Below are 22,744 nucleotides of genomic sequence, written 5' to 3' on the forward strand. Positions count from 1 at the left end.
GCGATGGATCAAGAAGAGGGTCGCTTATTGCTTTCGGGGTATTTGATGTCACCCCGAGGTCAGTATGGTAGGCCTCGCCAAACAATTAATAACAAAAAGGTTTTGTGAGCTATGTGGAAATGGTTGCACCCTTACGCTAAACCCGAGCGAGCCTATGGGCTGGCAGGGACCTTGCTGCCCTGGTTTGCCGTGACAAGTCTGCTGTCATTTATCATTGGTACTGTCTGGGGGCTGGCCTTTGCACCGGCCGACTATCAGCAGGGCGACTCCTTCCGGATCATCTATATCCATGTGCCCTCCGCCATTCTCTCCATGGGGGCCTACTCCACCATGGCAGTGGCCGCTTTTATCGGGCTGGTGTGGCAACTGCGAATGGCCGACATGACGGTGGCGGCCATTGCTCCGGTCGGCGCCGTGTTCACCTTTATTGCACTGTTCACCGGTGCTGCCTGGGGCAAACCCATGTGGGGCACCTGGTGGGTATGGGATGCGCGCCTCACCTCGGAGCTGATCCTGCTGTTTCTCTATCTTGGTGTGATCGCGCTTTACAACGCTTTCAGCGACAAGGTGGTGGCGGGCCGCGCCGCTGGCATTCTTGCACTGGTGGGGGTGATCAACCTGCCCATCATTCACTACTCGGTGGAGTGGTGGAACACCTTGCACCAGGGCGCCAGCATCACCAAGTTTGACAAACCCTCCATTTCCCCCGAGATGCTGTGGCCGCTGCTCATCATGATACTGGCGTTTGCCGCCTTCCTCGGAGCCCTGACCCTGATGCGTTTTCGTAACGAGCTCTTGATGCGGGAGTGGCATCGCCCCTGGGTCATCGATCTTGCCGAGCAGGAGAAGTAAGCATGCACTTTGCCTCTTTCAGTGACTTCATGGCGATGGGCGGTTACGCCTTCTATGTCTGGCTCTCTTTTGGTCTGACCCTGATCTGCCTGGTTGGCATCGTCATTTCCACCCGTATAAAAACCCGCAGCCTGCTTGGCGAGTTGCGTAGCAAGCAGGCGCGAGAGGCCCGCCGCAAGGCGGCCCAGCAGATGGAGAACACCCTATGAACCCGAGACGCAAAAAACGCCTCACCATCATACTGGCGATCAGTGCCGGTTTGGCCGCCGTGATCGGCCTGGTGCTCTACGCCCTCAGCCAGAACATCGATCTCTTCTACACCCCGAGTGAGCTGGTAGAAGGCAAGGGACCGGACAAGATAAAGCCCGAAGAGGGGCAGCGTCTGCGTATTGGTGGGCTGGTGGTACCGGGTTCCGTGCTGCGAGATCAGCAGAGCCTCAAGGTAGCCTTCAAGCTGGTGGATAATGGCGGACATCTGGTGACCGTCGAGTTTGACGGCATACTGCCGGACTTGTTCCGGGAAGGGCAGGGCATAGTGGCCCAGGGTACTCTCAAGAACGCCACTACGGTGGAGGCATTCGAGGTGCTGGCCAAGCACGATGAAAACTACATGCCGCCGGAAGTGGCCGATGCCACCAATGGTATGCATTTCAAGCCGGAATATACCGAGGCGCAGTTGAAAGGAGCCAAACAATGAGTCTGGCTACCCGCTCACCGTTTTCATCGTTTCTCACCCGCGCACAGGTGTGTGCTGTTACTCAACCTGAAGGAACTCTGAAATGATCCCGGAATTAGGGCAGTTTTCACTGATCCTGGCCTTTGCCACCGCCATCTTGCTGGGGGTTTATCCCTTGCTTGGCGCTCAGTGGGGGCGCCTTGGCATGATGTCGACCGCCCGTCCGCTGGCCTATGCCCAGTTTTTGCTGCTGTTGCTGTCGTTTCTGTGCCTGACCTGGGCCTTTATCGACCACGACTTTACCGTGCAGTATGTGGCCACCAACTCCAATACCCTCTTGCCGCTGGCGTATCGGATCTCTGCCGTCTGGGGGGCCCATGAGGGCTCCTTGCTGCTCTGGGTACTGACGCTGGCAGGCTGGACGGCAGCGGTGGCCCTGTTCAGCCGCAGCCTGCCGCTCGATGCGGTAGCGCGGGTGCTCGGGGTTCTGGGGCTTATCTCGGTTGGTTTCACCGCCTTCGTGCTCTTTACCTCCGACCCTTTCACCCGGACCCTGCCTTACTTCCCTGTGGATGGCCGCGATCTTAACCCCTTGTTGCAGGATCCGGGTCTTATCTTCCATCCGCCCATGCTCTACATGGGGTATGTGGGCTTCTCGGTCGCCTTTGCCTTTGCCATCGCCTCCCTGATGACGGGGCGTCTCGACGCCACCTGGGCGCGCTGGTCCCGTCCCTGGACCATGGCGGCCTGGGTCTTCCTGACCTTGGGCATAGTGCTTGGCTCCTGGTGGGCTTATTACGAGCTCGGCTGGGGTGGCTGGTGGTTTTGGGATCCGGTAGAAAACGCCTCCTTCATGCCCTGGCTGGCAGGTACTGCCCTGCTGCACTCGCTGGCGGTAAGCGAGAAGCGGGCTACTTTCAAGGCCTGGACAGTGCTGCTGGCACTCTCCGCCTTCTCCCTGAGCCTGCTCGGCACCTTCCTGGTGCGTTCCGGCGTATTGGTGTCGGTGCATGCGTTTGCCTCCGACCCGACCCGCGGCCTGTTCATTCTGGGCTTCCTGCTGGCGGTGATCGGCAGCTCGCTCTTGTTGTTCGCCTTCAAGGGCTCGCAGGTGAAGAGCCACGGCAAGCACGAGCTGTGGAGCCGCGAGACCCTGCTGCTCGGCAACAACATCATGCTGGTGGCGGGTCTGCTCACCGTGTTGCTCGGCACCCTGTTGCCGCTGGTGCACAAGGAGCTGGGACTTGGCAGCATCTCCATCGGCACTCCCTTCTTCAACCACATCTACAGCTGGCTGATCATTCCGTTTGCCCTGCTGATGGGGGTTGGCCCGCTGTTTCGCTGGCGCCGTCAGGGGCTGGGCGAACTCAAGGGCAAGGTGATCCTTGCCCTGGTTCTGAGTCTGGTCGCCGCCATCTTGCTGCCACTGTGGCTGGCCGAGGCGTTCAAGCCCTGGGCTGCTGTGGGAATTGGGCTGGGGACCTGGATCATCATCACCAGCATCCAGGAGACCTGGGTACGCGCCACCCACAAGCACTCCTTCGCTACTGGGGTGCGCAAGCTGGGCAACAGCCATTGGGCCATGATCCTGGGTCACGTGGGGCTGGCCGTCAGCATCATAGGTATCGCCTGTACCCAGAACTACAGCATCGAAAAAGATCTGCGCATGCAGGCCGGTGACAGGGTGCAGTTTGCCGATTACGAGTTTGTTTTCACCGGCATTCGGGAAAAGAATGGCCCCAACTACGACGGCTTCAAAGGTGTGCTGGAAGTTCACAAAGATGGCAAGCAGGTGGCCCTGCTCAAACCCGAGAAGCGGATGTACACAGTGAGCCGGATGCCGATGACGGAAGCGGCGATTGACGCCGGTTTTACCCGAGATCTCTATGCGGCGCTCGGCGAGCAGCTGGACAACGGCGCCTGGGCGGTACGGATTTATTACAAACCCTTCGTGCGCTGGATCTGGTTCGGTGGCGTCTTCATGGCCATTGGCGGCGTGCTGGCCATGCTGGACAAGCGTTACCGTTTTGGCCGTCGTGAAGAGGAGGCCAAGGCATGAACAAGAAGACCTGGCTGTTTCTGATCCCCTTTATTATTTTTCTGTTGGGTGCTGTCTTCCTGTTCAAAGGGCTCTATTCCGACCCCACCAAGCTCGAGTCAGTGATGGTGGACAAGGAAGTGCCCGTGTTCACCCTGCAGGACATCTACGACCTGAACAAGCAGCATGATCGCAGCATCCTCAAGGGGCGCCCCATGCTGCTCAACGTCTGGGCTACCTGGTGCCCGACCTGCTACGGCGAACACACCTACCTCAAGCAACTGGCGGAGCAGGGCATCCCCATTGTCGGCATGAACTACAAGGATGAGCGGGACAAGGCCATCCGCTGGTTGACCGAGCTTGGCAATCCCTATCAGGTCAACCTGTATGACCCGGATGGCATGCTGGGGCTGGATTTGGGTGTCTATGGGGCACCCGAGACCTTCTTTATCGACAGTCAGGGCATCATTCGCTATCGCCATGTGGGGGATGTGAATCCACAAGTCTGGGCCACTACCCTCAAGCCCATCTTCGAGTCCATGAAATGAGAAGGCGCCTGATGAAAACACTGATTGCCTCCCTGCTGTTGCTGGCAGGATTGGGTGGCGCAGGACCGGCTCTGGCTGCGATTGATGTCTATACCTTTGACACTCCCGCGCAAGAGCAGACTTTTCGCGAGCTGACCCGCGAGTTGCGCTGTCCCAAGTGTCAGAACCAGGACATCGCCGATTCCAATGCAGGGCTTGCCAAGGACTTGCGGGACAAGACCTACCAGATGGTACGTGAGGGCAAGGAGAAGCAGGAAGTGGTGGACTACATGGTCGCCCGCTACGGCAACTTCATTTTGTATAATCCGCCGCTGATGGCGTCGACCCTGATCCTCTGGCTCGGCCCGTTGTTGGTCATCGTCATTGGCGCCGTCACTGTGGTGGTGCGCAGTCGCCGTCGTCCCGTCATGGCCAAACAGGCGGATAGCGCCCTGAGCGCACAGGAGCAGGAACGTCTGGCTGCCCTGCTCAAAGAGGAAGAGAAACAATGACCGCATTTTTGATTGTGATCGCGGCCTTGCTGGTGTTGGTGAGTCTGACTCTGGCGATGCCGCTGTGGCGTGGAGAGGGCAAGCAGAGCATCAGCCGTTCGGCTCTCAACAAGCAGCTTTATCGTCAGCGTTTGCTGGAAATCGGCGAAGAGCGCGAGCAAGGAATATTGGCGGAGGAGCCGGAATCCCTGGTCGAGCTGCAACGCAGCCTGCTGGATGACATCCCCGATGTGGAGCAGAGCGCCCGTGGCGGCAAGAGCCTGAGCTGGATCCCGGGTGTGCTGGTGCTGGTGGGGGTGAGTCTGGGGCTCTATTACAAGCTGGGCGCCTGGCAGGAAGTCCAGCGCTGGCAGGATGCAAGCAGTCGACTGGGTGAGCTGAGCAACCGCATTCTGGTCGAACGGGATGCCCAGGTGACCGAGCAGGACCTGCTGGACTTCATGCTGGCGTTGCGCACTCGTCTGAAAGACGAGCCGAATGATTACCGTGGCTGGCTGCTGCTGGGTCGTTTGTCGCTGGATGGCAATGATCCTGACATGGCCCGCGAGGCCCTTGAGCGCGCCTATGATCTGGCTCCGCAGAAGACCATGGTAGCCGTGCCCTACGCCCAGGCGCTGATGATGACTGGGGATGACGCCCAGGCCGATGAGCTGCTGCGCAGCGCCATCGCGCTGGATCCGGCCAACATAGAGGCACGCTCCGTCTATGCCTTCATGGCGCTGCAAAAAGAGGACTTCAAGACAGCGCTGATGCGCTGGCGCGAGATGCTGCCGCTGATGGAGAAGGGCTCGACCCGCTACGCCATGGTGGAGCGCTCCATCGACTATGCCGAGCAGCAGTTGAAACAGCGTGGCATAGCGGTGATGACCCCTGGTGCAGCCAACAAGAGTGATGAGCAGGGGCAACAGCTGGAGGTGAAGAAAGGGGAGTTTCCGATCCATGTCACCCTGGCTGCCGGCATTCAGATGCCGGAAGATGCTCATCTGTTCGTTTTTGCCGTGGTGCCCAATGGACCGCCCATGCCCATTGCCGTGAAGCGCATCGCAGGACCCACTTTGCCTGTCACCCTTTCCCTGGGGGATGGTGATGCCATGATGGAGGGCAGCAAGCTTTCCGCCTATCCGCAACTGCAGTTCAAGGCACGGCTTTCTCGCGGCGGCAACGTCATGAACAAGGAAGGGGCGTTCGAAGGGGTATCGACATCTATCCCGACGGATGCGATTCCTTCAGCGCCGATTGACATCCGTATCGATCACGCCCTCTAATACCCCTTTGCCCCGCCCCTCTATGGGGCGGGTGCCTATAATTCGGATTAATCACAATAAGAAACTAGGACTTCCATATGTATGTGCGTTCAGTGGCATTGATGGCGGCATTGTTGTTGGGAGGCTGTGCGGGTGGCCCACCCAAGCCGGGCCCCGAGAGTCTTGATCTCAATGAAGCACCGGGTCGGCCCGAGGCGACCAGTACTGCCAGCGATGGCCGCGATCCCTTCCAGGGGGCAAACCGGGCCATGTGGGTGGTCAACTACGATGTGCTGGAGCCCTATGTGGCCCGCCCCGTGGTGCATGGCTATGCCCGCTATATTCCGCAAGGCATGAAGGATGGCATCGAGAACCTGGTTGAGAACTTCAACGAGCCGAGCAGCATGGTCAACCACCTGATCACCGGTGACTTGCAAGGCGCGGGGACCAACCTCGGCCGCTTTACCCTCAACACCACTATCGGTTTGCTGGGTATCTTCGATGTGGCCAAGCATGCCGGGCTCGAACGCGACAAGCTGGAACTCAATACAGTGCTGGGTCGTGCCGACATCGGCGATGGTGCCTATCTGATGGTGCCCGTCTACGGTCCTACCACGACGCGCAAGCTGGTGGGGGATACCATAGATACCATCTACTTCCCCTATGCCCTGTTGACGCTGCCGCTGCGAGTCACCCACTGGATGCTGGATGGATTGGGTACTCGATCCAAGCTGATCGATCAGGAGAGGATCATCGACAACGCGCTCGATCCTTATGCCCTGACCAAGGATTTCTATCTGCAGCACAACCAGAACAAAGTGACCGGTCGTCAGACCGAGTTCAAGCAGACGCCGGCGGAGAAAGCCGACGATGCCAATCTGGATGACTATCTGGACGAGATAGACCAGTGATGCCACTGGCTGTCGATAACAGGCGCCTTCGGGCGCCTTTTTATATCTGCTGCCGGCTCATTTCTGCCATAAAAAAAACGCCCCGCAGTGCGGGGCGTTTTGGCAAGAAGCGGCTATCAGGCAGCCAGGTTCTTGGCCACGAATTCCCAGTTCACCAGGGTCCAGAAGGTTTCCATGTACTTCGGACGCAGGTTGCGGAAATCGATGTAGTAGGCGTGTTCCCACAGGTCGACGGTCAGCAGCGGTGTAGTACCGGCTTCGGTCAGCGGGCAACCGGCGTTGGAAGTGTTGACGATGGCCAGGGAGCCGTCGGCTTTCTTCACCAGCCAAGTCCAGCTGGAACCGAAGTTGCCGATGGCAGACTTGGTGAAGGCATCCTTGAACTCGGCGAAGGAGCCAAACGCCTTGTTGATGGCATCAGCCAGGGCGCCGGTCGGCTCGTTGCCGCCGTTCGGGGAGAGGCAGTGCCAGTAGAAGGTGTGGTTCCAGATCTGGGCGGCGTTGTTGAAGATGCCGCCAGTGGAGGTCTTGATGATCTCTTCCAGAGACTTGCCTTCAAACTCGGTACCTGGCACCAGGTTGTTCAGGTTGACCACGTAGGTGTTGTGGTGCTTGCCGTGATGATATTCCAGAGTTTCCTGGGAGATGTGCGGTTCCAGGGCATTGATTGCGTAGGGCAGAGCGGGAAGTTCGAAAGCCATTTTCTACTCTCCATTGGCTAGCCGTGCGAAGGCGACGGTTGCAAGACATTGCGTACTCTTTTCTATTTTGAAAAGAATTGTTCTTGAAATGATGGGGCCAGATGGCCCAAAGCCCGTCGATTGTACCAGCATCAAAGATGGGCTAACAACTCTTGATTCTCGCCATGATCCGGATCAAGCTACGGCGTATTGATTCATCACTTCTTGCATCCAGGACGGTTTGTCAGTTTGTGGTCTGCAAGGATTGCAGTAGAATGGCCGCCGAAATCGCTCTAGTGAGGCACCTATGGAAACTATTGAAAAGATCAAACAGCAGCTGGCTGACAATCCCATCATCCTGTACATGAAGGGTTCCCCCAAGCTACCCAGCTGCGGTTTCTCTGCCCAGGCCTCCCAGGCTCTGATGTCCTGTGGCGAGCCGTTTGCTTATGTCGACATACTGCAAAATCCGGACATCCGTGCCGAGTTGCCGAAGTTCGCCAACTGGCCCACCTTCCCGCAACTGTGGGTAGAGGGTGAGCTGGTCGGTGGCTGCGATATCCTGATCGAGATGTTCCAGGCCGGCGAGCTGCAGACCCTGATCAAGGAAACTGCCGCCAAGCACAAGCAGGATGACGTTGCTGCCGAATAAGGTCGCATCTGCATCATGCAAAAAGGGGAGCCAATGGCTCCCCTTTTTTTATTCACGGCAGACGGGATCAGCTGATGCGCTCGATGCGAGCCATATAGAAGCCGTCAAAGCCGGTCGCTGACGGGCTGACTGTGTGGTCATCCCGCAGACGATAGTTGTCGTTGGCAGCCAGGAACTTGTCTACTTGCTGACGGTTCTCCTGGGGCAGGATGGAGCAGGTTGCATAGACCAGCAGACCCCCCACCTTCACCATCTGGCTGTAACGCTGCAGTATCTCCTCTTGCAAGGCTACCAGCACCGGCAGTCGCTCGGCGGTGTCGCGCCATTTGGCATCCGGATTGCGCTTGAGAACTCCAAGACCGGAGCAGGGCACGTCCAGCAGTACGCGATCGGCAGTGCCTTTGAGGCGCTTGACAGTCTTGCTGCTCTCGATGACGCGGGTTTCCACGTTGTGGGCACCGGCACGGCGGGCGCGCTGCTTGAGGTTTTCCAGCTTCCACTCTTCCACATCCATTGCCAGCAGACGGCCCTTGCCTTCCATCATGGCGGCGATGTGCAGGGTCTTGCCACCGGCACCGGCGCAGGCATCGATGACTCGCATGCCAGGGGTGACTTCCAGCGCCGCTGCAACCAGCTGGGAGCCTGCGTCCTGCTGCTCGAACCAGCCATCGGCAAACGCCTTGGTGCGAAACAGGGCCGCATCAGAGGTGACCTGCAGGGCGGTGGCGACCCCTTCAACCGGAATGGTGTTGACCTGCTCCTTGGCCAGCGCGGCTTGTAGCTGCTCCCGTGTGCATTTGAGGGTGTTGACCCTCAGGTAACGCTTGGGCATCCAGGCCAGGGCGGCGCGCTCGGCAGGCCAGGCCTCGCCCAACTGCTCGCTGCCCAGTTTTTCCAGCCAGGCAGGGCAACCATCCATCAGCACCGGATTTTTCTTCGCTTCTGTCAGGCGGCGACGGAATGCCTCTTCGTTGAAGCGATCCAGGGTCGGGTGGTTGGACTGAACTATCTTGTGGAAGGCGTGCCAACTGTGCAGCAGTGGCCAGACGTTTTTTTCGGCCTGACGCACCTGAATACCTGTCAGGGCGCAGTAGAGGCTGAGGCGACGCAGCAGGTCGCCGGTGACCAGGGCAATCCTTGCCTGTTCTTGTGGTTTGATTTCGATGCCGGAGAAGTGGCGTGCATAGGCTCTGTCCAGGGTGAGACCCTGGCCTAATACATCGTCAACTATGGCAACGACCAGATCCCCGGAACGGGGCAACAGTGGGGACTTGAGCATGAGATTAACCTTGGCCAGATAAAGATGAACCGCCTCCCTATCGAGCGCGGTTCTAAAACTGATAAATCCGCGCAATGATAGGGGTTAGACAGGGTTGGCGCAACACTCCCCATTCGGGGAATGTACAGACGATGGCGCTGGACTAATCGGACCAGCAGGAAAATGATGCCGATGGTTGTTCAGCTGAGTGCATTTAAAAGGACTAAAAAGATGCAGTTGATGAAATATTCGCCCCTGGCGCTGGTTGTGGCCAGCCTGATGAGCTCTGGTGGCCTTGCGGCCAATGAGTGGAGCACTGTGGCGGCGCGCGCCACGGTGACTGACGGTTATGACGTGCGGGCGAACCAGTTTCGGGTGGCCAAGGTGCCCCTCGATTACTTTGCCGGACTGCAGGCCGGGGGACGCCAGCTGACCTTGCCCCTGCCTGACGGGGGGGAAGTGACCTTCGCGCTGCAGGCCTATGACCTGCTGCCCGCCGATCTTGTCGTCAAGTATCCCGATATCCTGACCTTCAAGGGTCATAATCCGGCTGCGCCGGTAGAGACGGGCCGTTTTGATCTTGGTCCGCAGGGCTTCCACGCCATGTTCAGCCATCAGGGCAAGATGGTGTTCGTCGATCCGCTGCCCAATGCCGAAGGCTATGCCGTCTACTACCAGCAGGATGCCTACAGCCGGCTGGAAGAGGAGGCCGACAAGGTGATCGGTCATGACGCCAACACCCTGGCCCGCAAGGTGCAGGTGGATGGCAACGAGCGCAAGCGCTATACCATCGCCATCTCGGCAGCCGGAGAGTATACCCAGTTCCACGGTGGCTCCAAGGTGCTGACCATGGGGGCGATTGCCACCCTGCTCAACCGGGTGAACGAGGTATATCAGCGCGATGTGGGGGCCGAGTTCCAGCTGGCCAGCGGCAATGACGCCATCATCTTTACCGATCCGGCGAGCGATCCGTTCAGCAATGACGACACGGATGTCGATGTCAACGGCCAGGTACAGGCTACTGCGCAGACCTTGCCTAGCGGAGCGCTGGGGCCATTCGACATAGGTCATGTGGTCAACACCGGCGGTGGTGGTCTGGCCGGACTGGGTGTGCTCTGTACTGCCACCAAATCGGACGGCATGACAGGCTCATCCACCCCGGTGGGAGATGCCTTCTTTATCGACTATGTTGCACACGAAATCGGCCACCAGTTCGGTGCCGACCACACCTTCAACGGCACTACCAAAAGTTGTGGTGGGGGCAACCGGGTCGCCGAGCAGGCGTTTGAACCGGGCAGCGGCACTTCCATCATGGCCTATGCCGGTATCTGTGATGACGAGAATATCCAGCCCCACAGTGACCCCTATTTCCACAGCAAATCCATCGAGCAGATGCGGGCGCACATGGCCACTGTGCCGACCTGTGGTACCACACTGAGCCTCAGCAACAACGCACCTCAGGCCGCAGCGGGTGCCAGCCACATCATTCCCGCCAACACCCCGTTTGTGCTCAAGGGTGCCGGGGCGGATCTGGACAAGGATCCCCTGACCTACACCTGGGAGCAGATCGATCTGGGCACAGAGTCCAGCAGCGCCCTCGACATGATCGATGACGGTTCCCGTCCGCTGTTCCGGTTCGTCTCGCCGACCAGTTCGCCGGAGCGGATCCTGCCAAGCCTGCCCTCCTTGCTGACCGGTACCTTGGCCAAGGGCGAGGCCTGGCCCACCACCAACCGGGAGCTCAACTTCCGTCTCACTGTGCGTGATGGCCAGGGCGGCGTCGCCAGCGATGATATGAAGGTGCAGGTGGTCAACACCGGCAGCGCCTTCCGCCTGACCAGCCCGTTGGGCGTGACGGTGACGCCGGGGGCGAGCCAGGCCGTCAGCTGGGATGTGGCAGGCACCCATGCTGCGCCTATCAACTGCAGCAAGGTAGACCTGCTAGTGACTCAGGACGAGGGGGCAAACTGGTCGACCCTGGCCAGCAGCCAACCCAACAGTGGCTCGGCTACCGTGACTCTGCCGACCAACCTCACCAGCAGCGTCAGGCTGAAGGTGGCCTGTAGCGACAACATCTTCTTCGCCATCAGCCCGCTCAAATTGCCAGTTGCGCAAAGTGGCGGCAGCTCGGGTGGTGGTGGCGGTGGTTCTCTGGGCTTCTGGGCACTGGCGCTGGCCCTGTTCGGCTGGCAACGGAGGCGGGCATGAGAGCCACCGGCTTGCTGCTGCTTACCCTGCTTGGTGGATGTCAGGCGGATGCCGACACCCTGGAGCAGACGGTCAGCGCCAGCCTTGCCAGGCAGGATTACCGGCTGATAGTGCGGGCCGGGCGCGGTGAAGTGGCGCCCGGTATTGCGGCAAGTGAGCAGGAAGCTGCCAAGGCGCGTTGTGGCGTGCGCTACCTCGATGGACTGGGAGATGTCATCAGACCCGGTCAGGAAGAGGTTCAGGCCAGGCTGAGGGCCTATGCGGCCGAGTATAACCAGCGCATGCTGGCCCATTGTCCACCGGCTGCCGGGAAGCAATAAGCCCGCAGCCGGGTGTGGGCAGAAAAGGGGATGCGCAAGCCTCCCTTTCTTTTTGGCGCTGGCATTTGACCGCCCCGAGGCTTGTACCCATGGCGTGCTCGTCGCACAATGCCAGCACGCATGGCCGCATCGGCGGCAAAAAGAGAGAAGGAAAATCAAGATGATGGATGTGGCTGATCTGCGCCGTGAATACACCCGGGGCGGATTGCACCGGGCCGATCTACCGGCCGACCCCCTGGCCCTGTTCGAGAAGTGGCTGGCACAGGCCTGCGAGGCCAAGTTGACCGATCCCACCGCCATGGTGGTGGCGACCGTGGATGCCGAGGGGCAACCCTGGCAGCGCACCGTGCTGCTCAAGCACTACGATGCCCAGGGTATGGTGTTCTACACCAACATGGGTAGCCGCAAGGCACACCAGCTGGAAGGCAACCCCCGCATCAGCCTGCTCTTCCCCTGGCACACTCTGGACCGCCAGGTGCACGTCACCGGCCGGGTGGAGAAGATGAGCACCTTCGAGGTGATGAAGTACTTCCATAGTCGCCCCAAGGATAGCCAGATAGCTGCCTGGGTCTCCAAGCAGTCGACCCGCATCTCGGCCCGCGGCGTGCTGGAGGCCAAGTTCCTCGAGCTCAAGCAGAAGTTTGCCAATGGCGAAGTGCCGCTGCCGAGCTTCTGGGGCGGCTATCGGGTGGTGATCGACACGGTAGAGTTCTGGCAGGGGGGCGAGCATCGCCTGCACGATCGCTTCTACTACACCCGCGAGGGGAATGGCTGGCACATAGAGCGTCTGGCACCCTGAGAGTCTGTTTTATCCTGTTCAATCTCCTGCGCTGACAAGGAGTCTGTATGCGTCTGTATGGCGACCTGAGATCCGGCAACTGTTACAAGGTGTGGCTGCTGGCCCGTTGGCTCGAGCTGCCTCTGACCTGGGTACCGGTGGATATACAGGCCGGTGATACCCAAACCCCGGCCTTTCTGGCCATGAATCCCAACGGCAAGATCCCCGTGCTGGCCATCGATGAAGGGGATACGTTGGCGGAATCCAACGCCATCCTCTTCTATCTGGCGCAGGGCTCCACGCTCTGGCCGGCAGATCCCCGCCAGCAGGCCGAGGTGCTCAAGTGGCTGTTCTTCGAGCAATACAGCCACGAGCCCTACATAGCCGTGGCGCGCTTCATCGTCCACTATCTGGGGCGGCCGGAATCTCAGGAGGCACGGCTCGATGGCCTCAAGGCCGGTGGCGAGCAGGCGTTGGCGGTGATGGAGCAGCAGCTGAAACAGAGTCCCTACCTGTGCGGGCAGATGCCGACCATCGCCGACATGGCTCTCTATGCCTACACCCATGTGGCGGAGGAGGGGATCTTCTCCTTGCAGGGCTGGCCTGCCATCCGGGCCTGGATCGCCCGCCTCGAGGCCCATCCCCGTCACCTGAGCCTGCCTGCAGCCTGTCAGGCAAGCTGATGGAGCTGCTTATCGAGCGGGCGCTGTGGCAACCCCATTGGTCTCCTGTGCTGCAAGCCTGGCAGCAGCAGGGTCATTGCTGGAAACTGCTGCTGTGCAAAGAGAGCGCACCCCATCTGGGGCTGGGGGCTGACCTCTGGTCTGGCTGTCCCCCTGATGGCATCTTGTCCGCCAGCGGGCTGCTGGCGGCCTGGCTCGACGGCGATCTGAGCGCGGATCCTCATGTCGACCCCAGCCGTCAGATCCTGATCAGCGCGTCCCCCTCTCTGCTGACCCTGGCCAAGGAGAGCGGCCTGCTCACCCTGGGGCCGCTCGGGGCCGATCTGGTGCTGACCGCGGATGACGACATGGGCGCCGTGCTCAAGCGCCTGCTTGCCCGCCGCTTGGCCGTGCCCCTGCTGCGTGAATCCGGTCTGGCGTCACCCTCTGGCAGCCCCCTGGTGTTGCGGCCATTGCTGGCCGACGATGAGGCCGAGGTGGTGCGCTACTGTGCCGACGAGGCGCTCTCCCGCTATACCCTCAATATTCCTCACCCTTACCCGCCGGAAGGCGCCCGTGACTGGCTCGCCAGCAGTGGGCGCAAGGGCGCGCTGGGGCTTGGTTGGAGCTGGGCCATGACGCTGCCGCAGGGGGCTGAAGTGGCCCCACTGGTCGGGGTGATTTCGCTGCACTGGAACGGCGAGCTGGCCTGGTGGGTCGGCGTCCCCTGGCAGAACCGGGGGCTGGCTACCCGGGCTGCGCAGCTGGTCAAGTCATTTGCGTTCGACACCTTGCAACTGCCGGCGTTGACCGCCCGTCACATGCCGGGCAACCTCGCCTCCGGTCGGGTGATGGCCAAACTCGGTATGCACTATCGCGGGCTGCGCGCCCGAACTGCCCAGCAGCCTTGCGAGGTGAGCTATTGGCGACTGGACAGGGCCGTCCCCCTGCCCGAGCCAGTGATGCAGCAACTGGCGCCCTGGCTGGCGAACGAGCGGGTGGCCGTGGCTATTTTGCATGGTGCCGATGCCCCGGCCGGGTCGGGTCATGACGGCTCGTTGCAGCTCACCCTGTTTCTGGATGACAAGTGCATACCCACCTTGCCAGGTGCAGCACTCTATGATGGGGCCCTGTTCGACATTGTGTGCCATCCGCTCAGTCAGCTGGAGCAGGTCGAGCCCGAGCAGTTGCATCTGCTGGGTGGCTTGCTGCTAAAAGACAGGGACGAGCAGGGGCTTGCCTGCCTGCTGCAACTGACCAGCCTGCTGCGCCAGGGGCCCGTTCTGCTCACCCGCACGCAGCGGCAACAGCGGCTCGACTGGATTGACAAGATGGCGCGCCGCACAGGGCTGCCCGCGGCAGGGGGGCGTGATGGGGCTAAGGTCGCGGGGCGTTATCATCAGCTCTGGCTGCTGGTGGAGCTGCCAGAGCTCATCGATGAGCTGGCTGGGCGCTGGCATCAGGGACCCGAGCTTGCTCTGGCAAGGTTGGAACAGGACGATGCCGAGCTGTTTGCGGCCTACGGTGAGGCCATCACGGCCATGACGCCGGTGGCCTTGCAAGGGGTACTGCGGCTGCTTGCGGCTCGCTTTCCTGAGTCCACTCTCCCATTTCTGGACAAAGGTGCTCAGGTCGACTGGCACTTTGTGGAATAATGCCCGCTCTGCTGTACGAGGAGTAACGCTGTATGCTGAGAACCGAGCGCCCCGGCGACATGCTGCCGGTCTATGAACTGGTGAGCGCCGCCTTTGGCCGTTCCGATGAGGCCGAACTGGTCAACCGCCTGCGTGAATGTGGCGCTGCCGTGGTGACCATGGTTGAAGAGGAAGAGTACGAGTTCATGGGGCACCTGATGCTGAGCCCGATCACCATTAACGGCATGGAAGGGCCCTGGCTCGGTCTGGCGCCTGTTGCCGTCCATCCGGACTGGCAGGGGCAGGGCATCGGCTCGGATCTGGTGCGTGAGGGGCTGGATACGGCGCTGGAGATGGACTGGAAGGCGGTGGTGGTGCTCGGCGATCCGACCTACTATGGTCGCTTCGGTTTTCGTCCCGCCAGTGAGTTCGGTCTGCACTGCATCTATGAAGTTCCCGCCGACTGCTTTCTGGCGATGGAGCTGCAGGAAGGTGGCCTGGCAGGCATGGCCGGCGAAGTGCTCTACCACCCCCTGTTTGACGAGATCCCCGAAGAACAATGAGCAAAGAACGGCAGCCTTCAGGCTGCCGTTTTGTTATCAAGACAGGGCACGCGATCTTTCTTCTTTATATCTGGCTTCCTCTCTTCCTCTCTTCCTTCTCCTTCCCCTTCATTGTCATCAGAGGCTGAGCTCCACGTCCTTGCAACCGGATGGGTGAAGGCGTGCCCGGGAGCCTTTGGTCTCGGGGAAACGCTACGCTGATTTTTCAAGCAATGCCGCAGCATTGACCCAATACCGGACCTGGGGGGGAGTCCTGTTTTCAAGCGGTTTTTCCTTCGCAATATCTTGTTACAACTTTTCCCGTAATAAAGTCTGTTTTTGTCTAACAGGTAGCATTTTTTGGTTTGACCTCATTATTGATGTTTGACTCAAATGAGAATATGAAGGTAGGTTGTAAAATATACAAACAAGGATGCGTGGCTGGATTGCTGTAGCTTTAATTATCTATATTTTCTTTTGTTTTATAAGTATCAGTAGCGTAGTTGCCACTTACGTATTAATTATGCTGATGTGGTCACCTGTTTTTACCTGTCACCCTAAAAACACTCATATGCTCAGTCATTATGATATGACCTGCCCGGCTATTGTATGAAGAAACTGAGCAATCTGGAAAACCATAGAGCACGGATAGAGATATATTATATGAAAAAACTTTCAGAGATTATTCATCGTGAAGTTTCACAGGGTCGTCGCGACTTCCTCACTTTCTCTTCCATGTCATTGCTTGGCTTGGCGGCGAGCAGTGTTTTTCCTGCCCCGGTGAAGGCCGCCATTTCTATCCTGAATAGTGGCACTTTCGCTGAACTGGATGAGATCGACTTTTACGTGATGGCGTCTAACCAGCCCACCGTTGATTCGAATCGGGTCAACTTTGTACAAGAAACTGATGAAGCTCAATATCTTGCCCAGGTGATGTTTCAAGAGTTAATGAAGTTCGAATTCCAGTATCAGAACGGCACATTAAGTGCAGACTTGGGCGCTGGCATGAAGCCTAATGATAAAGTGCTGACAATGAGTGATGGCATCAACTCGGTTAACGCCATTTTCACCAGCAATCGACGCTATTTTACTGACAACATGGTTGAATATGTAAGTGGCTTGTTGCAACACTCATATAGCAAGCAAACTAATGTCACTGTGGCTGACCGGAAGCTTTATAACTCTTGGGATATGGTTAAGGTAAATGCGAATATTAAGCAAGCAGAAAAGGGGGCGCAATTTAAAGAGATTATCGATCAGCTATACTCTGTCGCCACCCATTATTGTCAAAATGGAAAGTTAACCACCTACAAAGCAGGGGGGGAAAGTTGGGCTCGTCAACTTATCGAACACTACTCCAAGAATGAGGTGTTAGACGAACTTATCAGTTCTTTTAAAGTTCAGGAGTATCTGGGATCGGGCTCATCGTTTGAAAAAGCGATGTGGAAAGTATATAACACCATCAATAAAGTAAGGGCACTCAATATTTCATCCGGTCGTCGCATCACCGAGGATGAGCTGAAAACATTTGAACGCACCATGGCGGGTTCTGTTTACAGCGGGTTTGCCATGAACATGAGCTGGGGTCACCAAAGCGAGAAATACACAGTCCTGGCCAACAGGAGAAATTTCGATGATGTGGTGACCTTGCTGAGAAATGAAAGCGGTACTCAGCGCACCTTCTGGAACAATTTCTTCAACCAAAATAGTCCGGATAGCTTCTGGAATGAACTGAATAATATGAGCTTGAGAACGAGCACCTTGCAGGATGGGGATGCCCAGCGGCGTATTCTTAATCAGTACCCCAGTCTGGCAGGGGCGACGGGCAGTGTGGCTCCCACAGCCTTCTCCGGTGTGGCTCCCGCTGCCTTCTCCACAGATTCATTCCTTTCCGTGTTCACCTTGTTGCTGGGGGTAGGCAACTTTACCTGGTTGACGGCGACCGAGCGGGAGGAATGGAGCAACCCTGTTCCTTTGATGGAGTTGGGGGCCGCCCTTTTTGATGTGACATTGAATCTGATCCAGCTCGGTCGGTTCCTTGATAAAGTGACCATGTTTATTTATGGCAATGGTGAAGGAATCATAAATAGCATAGCCATTAATATGGGGAAATTCAGTCAATTCTTGAGCAACCTTGCAGCCAAAGGCGAGCATCTTACGAATGTGATAGAGCGGCAGATAGCCAGCAAGATGTTTCTCGCCACTCAAAATATCGCTCGGGTTATCAATATATGTTTTGTTGGATTGGCTGCGCTGGGGGCGGCCTTGGCAGCGTATAACCTATATCAGGCTGTCGAGGGCGGGGATATTGGGGATATTATATTTGCTGCAATCAACATGCTGGTCGCCACGGTGGCGTTGGGCGTCACCATTGCCTCTTTTATGGGGCTTGCCATTGCCGGCCCCTTGGGGATTATTATTGCGGTGATAGGCATAGTGGTAGCCATCGCCCAGTGGCTCTACACGTTACTAAAAAAAGAAGATATCAAACCTACCCCGATCGCGAGATATACCAATGAATATATTAAACCGCGGGGGCTTGAGTATGAAGACCTTGGTGCATATATTTGCCGGGTATCCAGTTACTGGAAGCGAACTCTGGTATGTACATTTGATGCAAAGACCATGAATACCGATTGGGATTACGTCCCAAGTATCGCTGATCATGATAACCCGATTTATACTCAGCCAGGGGCATTGGTAACCTCTCCAAGAAATGGCAAGATTTATAACTTTGCCAATATTCAGAAGCCAGGTTACGGAAATATATCGAATTTCTTCACAGCGGGCGCCACAACACCAATCAGTAACTGGTATCCATTAAGCGATTTGCATACCTGCTGGCATGCCGTTGAGAGTCAGGCAAGCAATAACGGTCGAGCTGCAATATTTGTGGCTCTGGGCAACAGTTCAAGTTTTTCGCGCGCCTTCTTGACGTCTCATCTGGAAGATGCCCCGACAAGTAGCAATGAGCTGACGAGTCAATTAAATCTAGAGTGGCAAGAATATCCGCTGGATGTGGTTGCCATCAATGGCCTTGATGAGACCATGTTCCTTATCTTTACTACCCGACATATCTATCAAGTGAAAGGTGGTGTAGCTCGCAGGATAATATCTGACTTTGTCGGTCAGCGCGATGCACCGATAACATCAGGCCTTAATGCACTGGCACTCGGTACTAACGTGAATTTGATCTATCGGTTAGGTGGTCTGCAGGCTCCCGAGACTCGCTACCATTATCTGCTGACCCGGGATGACGATGGTGATTATACCAGTATGAAATTACTGCGGACCATCAATAATCCCATGTCCTCAGACTCGCCGATTGTCGGCAGGTTGTTCAAGAAAACCAATGATCTGGTTTCGCGGATGGACTTTATGTATCACGATGGCAAAAGTGGTTATGCGCGCTATGGCGCAATTATGAATAAGACTGGCGATGCCTCATTGTCATTGCACAATGGGGTTGAGTTTCAAGTGCCAGATAATGGATTCAGATCCTTCTACAAGAATGCATTTATTCCGAAATAGCGGATGTGACACCCTTGTCCATCGCTTGACCATGAGTAGTCACCATGACACGGGTCCATGCTGCAAATAAGGGGGAATCAACTTCCTGCAATAAGAAAGGCGCCATCAAGGCGCCTTTTTCGTCTTTGTCAGCCAGCCTGATTAGCTGAAGAACCAGTAACCGCGGTTGACCAGACGGGTCAGCAGCTGCAGGAAACCGGCCTGATCGGCCAGTTCCACCATGTCGGCCTGGGTGATGATGTCTTTGTCACACAACAGGGAGATGGCGGCCGCATCGTCGCTCGGCAGGGTCCAGGCTTCGCCGTCGATGTAGCAGGTACGGCTCTCGCCGCTGAACCAGACGGAGCGCAGGCCCGGCACCTTGATGGCGGGTTCGCCCTGGGTCAGCAGGTCGGCCACTTCCTCGGCGCTGTAGTCAGGTTCCATGGGGCTGACGTCCAGATCGTGCTTGGCCTCGGAAATCATGGTGCCAAACCACTCCTTGAACAGGGTCTCGTCGTCCAGAGCCTGCTGCATCAGTTCGCGCAGGCGGTGCAGCTCATGGGGCTGGATCTCGCCGTGACGGACGCGGGGCTTGAGATCCCCATCGCCGTAGCGCTCGGTACGCATTTCGTTGTCGATCAGGTGATCGGCAAAGGAGGAGATGAGTGCCTTGGCATCCGGCGCGCGGAAGCCTACCGAGAAATTCATGGAGGGCTCGATGGCGTAGCCTTCGTGCGGGAATCCGGGCGGAATGTAGAGGATGTCGCCCGGCTCCATGATGACGTCGATGATCGCCTCGAACGGCTCGCAATGCAGCAGGGCGGCGTGGGCGGCAAACTCGTTGAGAGGCTTGGCATCGCCCACTCGCCAGTGACGCTTGCCCTGGCCCTGGGTGATGAAGACGTCGTAGTTGTCGATGTGGGGGCCGACACCACCATGAGGGGTGGAGAAGCTCACCATGACATCGTCAAAGCGCCAGCCCGGAATGAACTGGAACGGCAGTGCCAGCTCGTGTACCTCGGGGGCCCAGTGGTTGCAAGCCTGCACCAGCACAGTCCAGTTCTCTTCCCCCAGGTGATCGTAAGATTCGAAGGGGCCATGAGCCGCTTCCCACTTGCCGTCGAAGCGGGTCACCAGACGGGATTCGATGACCTCTTCCATGGCCAGACCTGCCAGCTCGTCGGGGCTGATGGGATCCTGAAAGTCGGTGAAGCCGCCTTTTATAAGGAGCGGGCGTTTCTGCCAGTAGTGCTCGAGGAAGTGAGCGATATCCAGATTGAGTTCGTACATAGTGCTTCTCGTCAAAAGATCAGAAAGAGTCAGGAGAGGTCTTGCCCAAGATGGCTGCGGGCCTTGGGCAAGGCCTCTTGTATGGCAAAACGTATGGCTAGACGTATGGCCGTCAAAAATAACAGGGGCCCTGTTGCGCAATGTGCACAGGGCCCCTGATGTATCAGGTTATCGGCTTATTTCAGCAGATCCACCAGACGCTGGGCCTGACCGATATAGTTGGCCGGGGTCAGCTTCTTCAGCTCGACTTTCACGTGCTCGGGGAGCTCGAGGGTGTCGATAAAGGTACGCATGCCTTCGGCATCGACGCGGCGACCACGGGTCAGCTCTTTGAGCTTCTCGTAGGGCTTCTCGATACCGTAGCGACGCATCACTGTCTGGATCGGCTCGGCCAGCACTTCCCAGTTGGCATCCAGATCGGCGGCCATGGCACCGGCGTTGGCTTCCAGCTTGGAGATCCCCTTGAGGGTCGCCTGATAGGCAATCAGGGAGTAACCGACAGCCACACCCAGGTTGCGCAGCACGGTCGAGTCGGTGAGGTCTCGCTGCCAGCGGGAGATGGGCAGCTTGGAGGCCAGGTGCTGGAACACGGCGTTGGCCAGACCCAGATTGCCTTCGGAGTTCTCGAAGTCGATGGGGTTGACCTTGTGCGGCATGGTGGAGGAGCCGATTTCGCCCGCCACAGTGCGCTGCTTGAAGTGACCCAGTGAGATATAACCCCACACATCGCGATCGAAGTCGATGAGGATGGTGTTGAAGCGGGCCATGGCGTCGAACAGCTCGGCAATATAGTCGTGGGGCTCGATCTGGGTAGTGTAGGGGTTCCAGTTCAGGCCCAGGGAGGTGACGAACTCCTCGGAGAACTGGTGCCAGTCCACTTCCGGGTAGGCGCTGACGTGGGCGTTGTAGTTGCCCACGGCACCGTTGATCTTGCCGAGGATCTCCACCGCCATGATCTGCTTGAACTGGCGCTCCAGGCGATAGGCGACGTTGGCCATCTCCTTGCCCATGGTGCTCGGGGTGGCCGGCTGGCCGTGGGTGCGCGACAGCAGCGGCATGTCACGATACTCATGGGCCAGACGCTTGAGCTCACTGATGAGCTTCTCGCAGTAAGGCTTGATGACCTCGTCACGGGCGGTTTTCAGCATCAGACCGTGGGAGTTGTTGTTGATGTCTTCCGAGGTACAGGCGAAGTGGATGAACTCGCTGACGGCGGCCAGCTCGGGGTTCACTTCAACCTTTTCTTTAAGGAAGTACTCCACCGCTTTCACATCATGGTTGGTGGTGCGCTCTATCTGTTTGATGCGGGCGGCGTCACTCTCGTTGAAGTTGAGGACTATGCCGTCGAGCAGGGTGTTGGCGGCCGTGCTCAGGGCAGGAACTTCCGGGATCCCGGCGTGGCTGGCCAGTTTTTGCAACCAGCGCACCTCAACTTCGACGCGAAAACGCAGCAGGCCGAATTCGGAGAAGATAGGGCGCAGGGCATCGGCCTTGTCGCCATAACGACCGTCAATCGGGGAAACAGCAGTCAGCGCGGACAGCTCCATGGGGTGAACTCCTGATGATTGGTGTGGGGGATTCTCATCAACTCGCGCTCCTGTTACGAGACCGTTATCAAGGCTCATGTGCTGCTCGGCATCCTCATTTATCGACATAAACTCCGGTACCTGTGCTGCTCTTCACCTTGCTTCCGGCCTCTCACGACGGAGCTCGAGCCGATTCTTAGAAACGTTTGGCCAGTTCGACCATTTTCTTGCGAGCGAAAATGATCTGGGTACGGCTGCCGCCAAGCTGGCGCCACAGCACGCAGGCACGGATGCCTGCCAGCAGCAGGGCGCGCACCTTGTGCTGCACCAGGGGCTGCTGCAGGAACAGCGGGGTACCCGCTATCTGGATGCGCGGCCCTATGGGGCTGATGAGATCGCTGTAGATGCTCGCCATGTTGGCCAGGATCTGCTCGTCGAGCAGATCGAAATGCTGTTGCTGGCGGCCGATCTGGCTGATCCGCTCCCCCAGCATGTTGAGAATGTCCTTGCGCTTGGCCAGCTTGCGCTCCAGCGCAATCAGGCTCACCACGTAACGGGTCAGCTCGGCATTTTTCTGGCTGCCGTCGGATCCCAGTTGCTCGACCAGGGCGCGGTAGCCATCGCGAATGGCCAGATGGTTGCCAAACACCTCCAGCGGCTGCTTGGGATCGGTCACCAGCACGCTCTGCAGGCTCTCGCGCAGGGACGCTTCATCGCAAGTGCCATCACGGGCCACTTTTTGTACCAGATAGGCCGCCTGGCAGATGCCGGCAAAGGCCATGGTTCTGTCTTGAAATTTGTCGCTCATCGTTTCACAGCCCTGTTATGTTGGTTCACCGGCTGATGCCGCAGCAGGCCATGATCCGGCCTTGGAATTGGTCGCTCATGTTCGCTGCCTTCTGTTGTTGGCCCAAACCGCAT

The 22,744-nt window shown here is 58.0% G+C and carries 21 protein-coding genes; 16 read left to right on the forward strand and 5 right to left on the reverse strand.

Translation table 11 applies throughout. The annotated features are described in order from the left end of the window. The first annotated feature begins 111 nt into the window (after nucleotides 1–111). The 8 genes from ONZ54_RS07445 to ONZ54_RS07480 all read left to right on the forward strand — a co-directional run bounded on the left by ONZ54_RS07445 (nucleotide 112) and on the right by ONZ54_RS07480 (nucleotide 6,760). Complete coding sequence (locus ONZ54_RS07445) at nucleotides 112–852, forward strand: heme ABC transporter permease (RefSeq protein ID WP_271787820.1); 741 nt, start codon at nucleotides 112–114, stop codon at nucleotides 850–852. Nucleotides 853–854: 2 nt separating this feature from the next. Next, nucleotides 855–1,061 carry a heme exporter protein CcmD gene (ccmD, locus tag ONZ54_RS07450; protein WP_005319258.1) on the forward strand — a complete coding sequence of 69 codons (207 nt, stop codon included), beginning with the start codon at nucleotides 855–857 and terminating at the stop codon, nucleotides 1,059–1,061. Continuing rightward, a complete protein-coding gene (ccmE, locus tag ONZ54_RS07455) occupies nucleotides 1,058–1,549 on the forward strand; it encodes a cytochrome c maturation protein CcmE (protein ID WP_005319256.1) in 492 nt (163 codons plus the stop codon). Before ccmD ends, ccmE begins: the two co-directional genes overlap by 4 nt. Before the next feature lie 82 nt (nucleotides 1,550–1,631). Further along, on the forward strand, nucleotides 1,632–3,587 hold the full coding sequence (locus ONZ54_RS07460; RefSeq protein ID WP_271787821.1) for a heme lyase CcmF/NrfE family subunit: 1,956 nt from the start codon (nucleotides 1,632–1,634) through the stop codon (nucleotides 3,585–3,587). Beyond that, nucleotides 3,584–4,114 carry a DsbE family thiol:disulfide interchange protein gene (locus ONZ54_RS07465; RefSeq protein WP_005319248.1) on the forward strand — a complete coding sequence of 177 codons (531 nt, stop codon included), beginning with the start codon at nucleotides 3,584–3,586 and terminating at the stop codon, nucleotides 4,112–4,114. Before ONZ54_RS07460 ends, ONZ54_RS07465 begins: the two co-directional genes overlap by 4 nt. A gap of 11 nt (nucleotides 4,115–4,125) precedes the next feature. Beyond that, on the forward strand, nucleotides 4,126–4,605 hold the full coding sequence (locus tag ONZ54_RS07470) for a cytochrome c-type biogenesis protein (RefSeq protein ID WP_059112934.1): 480 nt from the start codon (nucleotides 4,126–4,128) through the stop codon (nucleotides 4,603–4,605). Further along, nucleotides 4,602–5,870 carry a c-type cytochrome biogenesis protein CcmI gene (ccmI, locus tag ONZ54_RS07475; protein WP_271787822.1) on the forward strand — a complete coding sequence of 423 codons (1,269 nt, stop codon included), beginning with the start codon at nucleotides 4,602–4,604 and terminating at the stop codon, nucleotides 5,868–5,870. The genes ONZ54_RS07470 and ccmI overlap by 4 nt, the downstream gene beginning before the upstream one ends. Before the next feature lie 77 nt (nucleotides 5,871–5,947). Continuing rightward, nucleotides 5,948–6,760 carry an MlaA family lipoprotein gene (locus tag ONZ54_RS07480; protein WP_181455187.1) on the forward strand — a complete coding sequence of 271 codons (813 nt, stop codon included), beginning with the start codon at nucleotides 5,948–5,950 and terminating at the stop codon, nucleotides 6,758–6,760. A gap of 116 nt (nucleotides 6,761–6,876) precedes the next feature. Here the strand turns inward: ONZ54_RS07480 and sodB are convergent, their stop codons facing one another. Beyond that, the gene (sodB, locus tag ONZ54_RS07485) at nucleotides 6,877–7,461 is read right to left on the reverse strand and encodes a superoxide dismutase [Fe] (RefSeq protein WP_005319233.1); all 585 of its coding nucleotides are present in this window, start codon (nucleotides 7,459–7,461) and stop codon (nucleotides 6,877–6,879) included. Between the two features lie 286 nt (nucleotides 7,462–7,747). On the opposite strand from sodB, the gene ONZ54_RS07490 reads away from it, so the two are divergent. Further along, nucleotides 7,748–8,092: a Grx4 family monothiol glutaredoxin gene (locus ONZ54_RS07490; RefSeq protein ID WP_005319230.1), complete on the forward strand. Its 345-nt coding sequence runs from the start codon at nucleotides 7,748–7,750 to the stop codon at nucleotides 8,090–8,092. Nucleotides 8,093–8,159: 67 nt separating this feature from the next. On the opposite strand, the gene ONZ54_RS07495 is transcribed toward ONZ54_RS07490, so the two are convergent. Beyond that, on the reverse strand, nucleotides 8,160–9,371 hold the full coding sequence (locus ONZ54_RS07495) for an RsmB/NOP family class I SAM-dependent RNA methyltransferase (RefSeq protein WP_058395689.1): 1,212 nt from the start codon (nucleotides 9,369–9,371) through the stop codon (nucleotides 8,160–8,162). Nucleotides 9,372–9,581: 210 nt separating this feature from the next. Between ONZ54_RS07495 and ONZ54_RS07500 the strand changes: the two genes are divergently transcribed. From ONZ54_RS07500 to ONZ54_RS07530, 7 genes are all read left to right on the forward strand, one after another. Beyond that, entirely contained in the window at nucleotides 9,582–11,558 is a 1,977-nt protein-coding gene (locus tag ONZ54_RS07500) for a reprolysin-like metallopeptidase (protein WP_271787823.1), read from the forward strand. Then, a complete protein-coding gene (locus ONZ54_RS07505) occupies nucleotides 11,555–11,878 on the forward strand; it encodes a hypothetical protein (protein ID WP_131729775.1) in 324 nt (107 codons plus the stop codon). The genes ONZ54_RS07500 and ONZ54_RS07505 overlap by 4 nt, the downstream gene beginning before the upstream one ends. 160 nt (nucleotides 11,879–12,038) lie before the next feature. After that, nucleotides 12,039–12,677 carry a pyridoxamine 5'-phosphate oxidase gene (gene pdxH / locus ONZ54_RS07510; RefSeq protein ID WP_059113935.1) on the forward strand — a complete coding sequence of 213 codons (639 nt, stop codon included), beginning with the start codon at nucleotides 12,039–12,041 and terminating at the stop codon, nucleotides 12,675–12,677. 47 nt (nucleotides 12,678–12,724) lie between these two features. Further along, nucleotides 12,725–13,339: a glutathione S-transferase family protein gene (locus ONZ54_RS07515; protein ID WP_125596650.1), complete on the forward strand. Its 615-nt coding sequence runs from the start codon at nucleotides 12,725–12,727 to the stop codon at nucleotides 13,337–13,339. Then, entirely contained in the window at nucleotides 13,339–14,973 is a 1,635-nt protein-coding gene (locus ONZ54_RS07520; protein WP_271787824.1) for a GNAT family N-acetyltransferase, read from the forward strand. Before ONZ54_RS07515 ends, ONZ54_RS07520 begins: the two co-directional genes overlap by 1 nt. A 32-nt stretch (nucleotides 14,974–15,005) precedes the next feature. Then, complete coding sequence (locus ONZ54_RS07525; protein WP_005319210.1) at nucleotides 15,006–15,515, forward strand: GNAT family N-acetyltransferase; 510 nt, start codon at nucleotides 15,006–15,008, stop codon at nucleotides 15,513–15,515. Nucleotides 15,516–16,103: 588 nt separating this feature from the next. Then, a complete protein-coding gene (locus tag ONZ54_RS07530; protein ID WP_271787825.1) occupies nucleotides 16,104–19,025 on the forward strand; it encodes a hypothetical protein in 2,922 nt (973 codons plus the stop codon). 141 nt (nucleotides 19,026–19,166) lie between these two features. Here ONZ54_RS07530 and ONZ54_RS07535 read toward each other — a convergent pair whose 3' ends face one another. The 3 genes from ONZ54_RS07535 to hflD form a co-directional block, all read right to left on the reverse strand. Further along, on the reverse strand, nucleotides 19,167–20,297 hold the full coding sequence (locus ONZ54_RS07535; RefSeq protein WP_059113931.1) for a ribosomal protein uL16 3-hydroxylase: 1,131 nt from the start codon (nucleotides 20,295–20,297) through the stop codon (nucleotides 19,167–19,169). A 176-nt stretch (nucleotides 20,298–20,473) separates the two neighbouring features. Beyond that, nucleotides 20,474–21,844 (reverse strand): adenylosuccinate lyase, encoded by a 1,371-nt coding sequence (gene purB, locus ONZ54_RS07540; RefSeq protein WP_271787826.1) that lies wholly within the window; start codon nucleotides 21,842–21,844, stop codon nucleotides 20,474–20,476. Nucleotides 21,845–22,019: 175 nt separating this feature from the next. Next, entirely contained in the window at nucleotides 22,020–22,631 is a 612-nt protein-coding gene (gene hflD / locus ONZ54_RS07545) for a high frequency lysogenization protein HflD (protein WP_017412872.1), read from the reverse strand. Nucleotides 22,632–22,744: the final 113 nt, after the last annotated feature.

Source organism: Aeromonas salmonicida, from assembly GCF_028355655.1.
Lineage (GTDB): Bacteria > Pseudomonadota > Gammaproteobacteria > Enterobacterales > Aeromonadaceae > Aeromonas > Aeromonas salmonicida.